We start from the raw sequence: 217 nt of genomic DNA on the forward strand, positions 1-217 counted from the left end.
CCTGCGATGAATATTCGCAAAAGCGTTGTTTATGGAAATTGACAAAAATACGAACAATACAAAAAGCGGACATGAAAATGTTCGCTTTTTGTATTGACGGACTTTTGTCCTGCTGGTAAAATAAATTTGAATTTAATATAAGTACTTCATCGTATAATTCTGGAAATATGGTCCAGAAGTTTCTACCGGGCTACCGAAAATAGCTTGACTACGAGGT

At 35.5% G+C, this 217-nt stretch carries 1 riboswitch.

From position 1 onward, the window contains the following. Positions 1 to 129: 129 nt before the first annotated feature. Positions 130 to 217: riboswitch (purine riboswitch) on the forward strand. This riboswitch is flagged as partial in the annotation.

Source organism: Bacillus sp. JJ1474, assembly GCF_036965225.1.
Lineage (GTDB): Bacteria > Bacillota > Bacilli > Bacillales > Cytobacillaceae > Cytobacillus.